Source organism: Agromyces binzhouensis (genome assembly GCF_004135055.1).
GTDB classification, from domain to species: Bacteria; Actinomycetota; Actinomycetes; order Actinomycetales; family Microbacteriaceae; genus Agromyces; species Agromyces binzhouensis.
This window is the reverse complement of record NZ_SDPL01000453.1, coordinates 1-2,364: the sequence shown is the minus strand read 5'-3', so window position 1 is coordinate 2,364 and position 2,364 is coordinate 1. Positions and strand designations below refer to the sequence as shown.

Sequence of the window (2,364 nt, the reverse complement as noted above, 5' to 3'; positions counted from 1 at the left end):
GAGGCGGCGGCCCTGCCGACCGGCGCCGGGATCGGCCCGGCGCTGGCCGACGAGCTGCGGATGCTGCTGGAGGAACGGCGCCGGCGGAGCGAGTCGCGCGGCGGTGCCGGAGTCCCGACGCGCGTTCCCGCGTCGCGCTTCAAGGACTACGTCGACGACCCTGTCGCCGTCGCGGCCGAACTCGCGAGGCCGATGCCGCAGCGTCCGTATCGGGCCACGCGGATCGGCACGCTCTTCCACGCCTGGGTCGAGGAGCGTTCCGGCGGGACGACCGCTCGGCCCTCGGGCCCCGCCGGCGGGTCCGGTGCGGCCGGCTCGGCCGACGCGACGACCGACCTCGACGCGCTCGACTTCGCGTTCGACGACGCGGCCGAGGTCGACGAGATCCTGGTCGATCCCGTCGACGCCCGCCTGGAGCGCCTTCGCGCGACCTTCGCCGCCTCCGAGTGGGGCGACCGCAGGCCCGTCGCCGTTGAACTCGAACTGCACCTGCCGCTCGACGAGCAGGTCTTCGTGTGCAAGCTCGACGCCGTGTACGACGTCGGGCCCGATTCCGAGCTCGGACGCACGGGCATCCGCGCACAGGTCGTCGACTGGAAGACGGGCGCCGCGCCGCGCGATGCGCGTGAGCTCGAGCTGCGGCAGACCCAGCTCGCGCTGTACCGGCTCGCGTACGCGCGCTGGTCGGGCCTGCGCCCGGAGGAGATCGACGCCGTCTTCTACTACGTGGAGGACGACCTCGTCCTGCGCCCCGACGAGCTCTACGACGAGGCCACGCTGCGCCGGGCCTGGGCCGGAGTGGCCGCGAGGTCCGGCGTGGAGCGCGACGGGTCGCGATCGGCGGGCGGCGAGACGTCCACCGTCCCGGAGGAGGTCCGGACGGCGATCTCGAGGGCCTGACCGCCGGCTCGGGTCGTAGCGACGGTCGTCACGCGGAGCGGTCGCGGGCCCCGGTGCCGGTGCCGTCGGGCGATCCCGATGCGGACTCGGCTGCGCCGGGTGCGCCCGGCGCCGCATCGCCCCAGTCGCTGAGGTCGAGCGGGATGGGCGCGGTCAGGCCGAGGTCGCGTTCGTCGTGCTCCGCTCCGTCGCCCTCCGCGAGGTGCCGACGCAGCTCGGACACGTCGTAGCTGTCGGTCAGCATCGTCGCGCCCGACTCGCGCGGCAGCCCCTCCCGGGGCGTCTCGTCGAGCATCCGCTCGACGTCGGCGACCGCGAGCACCGGTCCGGTGTCGGTCGTGAGCGACTCGGACGAGTGGTCGTGCACGCTCGCCACCAGCCCGTCGAGGAGCCCCACGGCATCCTCGATCACCTCGTCGTCGTGCGTGTCGACGCCGTGCAGGAGCCAACGCGCGAGTTCGAGCTCGCCGTAGAGGAGCGCCCGGCGCGCGACCTCGGCATCGGCGCCACCCGCGCGCGCCTCCAGGTACGCGCCGAGGGTCCGCTCGGCCGATGCCCCGGTCGACGTGAGCACCCAGTGCAGGTCGTGCGCCGGATCGTCGTGGGCGAGCCCGGACCAGCCGATCACCCCGGTCACCCGGTCGCCGTCGACCAGGAACGAGTCGGCGCCGAGCTGGCCGTTGACGACCGTCGGCGCGAACCGCCACAGGGTGTCGTCGTCGGTCGCCTCCTCCCACCGGCGGACCAGGGCAGCCGGCAGTCGGCCCGTGTCGGATGCACGGTCGATGATCGCCACGGCGGCCTCGCGCGCCTCGTTCGCCGAACGGCGGGGAAGTCCCGCATCGCCGACGAACCCCGCCGGCAGCGCGTGGATGGCGGCGATCGCGCGCCCCACGTCGGCCGCGAGTTCGGGGGAACCCGTGAGCTCCTCGGCCGTGCGCCCGGCCCCGGGGATGAACTCGGTCACGACCGCGCGGGTCGGGCCGATCGGCGCCTGCCCGACGAACTGCGGCACCGCGAACGGCAGCCGCGAGCGGATGCCCGGCGTGAGCGCGCGCAGCGCGACGAGATCGGACGACTGCTCGGACTCGGCCGTCTGCGACCGCGGCGCGCGGATCAGCAGGTGCCGTCCGTCGGTGGAGTGGAGCTCGACGGCATCGAACGCGCCACCCGCCCCGCGGGAGTGCGCCCGGGCCGCCCGCACCTCGAGTCCGGCCACCGCGGCCGTGGCCAACGCGGCTAGAGTGAGTGGGGGTCTGGCCATGGCACACAGCCTAAGCAGGTCATCCGGCCTGCCCGGCGACCGCCACGCCTTCCCGACGACTCCGGCTCCGACGAGAGGTGCACCCGTGCTCCACCCCGACGCGCCGAATCCTGCCGATGGCGCGCGCGCCGCCGCTGCGCCGCCGCTCGCACGCGAGCACCTCGACCGCGACGCCGTGTCGCGGGCCGACGAGCAGCGCG

The 2,364-nt window shown here is 75.1% G+C and carries 2 protein-coding genes; one reads left to right on the top strand and one right to left on the bottom strand.

Features of this window, described 5'->3' with window-relative positions; all coding sequences use genetic code 11:
• A partial coding sequence (locus ESO86_RS15565) for a PD-(D/E)XK nuclease family protein (RefSeq protein WP_165308014.1) occupies positions 1 to 900 on the top strand: 900 nt, incomplete at its 5' end.
• A 28-nt stretch (positions 901 to 928) separates the two neighbouring features.
• Here the strand turns inward: ESO86_RS15565 and ESO86_RS15560 are convergent.
• Entirely contained in the window at positions 929 to 2,164 is a 1,236-nt protein-coding gene (locus ESO86_RS15560) for a phosphotransferase (protein ID WP_129235781.1), read from the bottom strand.
• Positions 2,165 to 2,364: the final 200 nt, after the last annotated feature.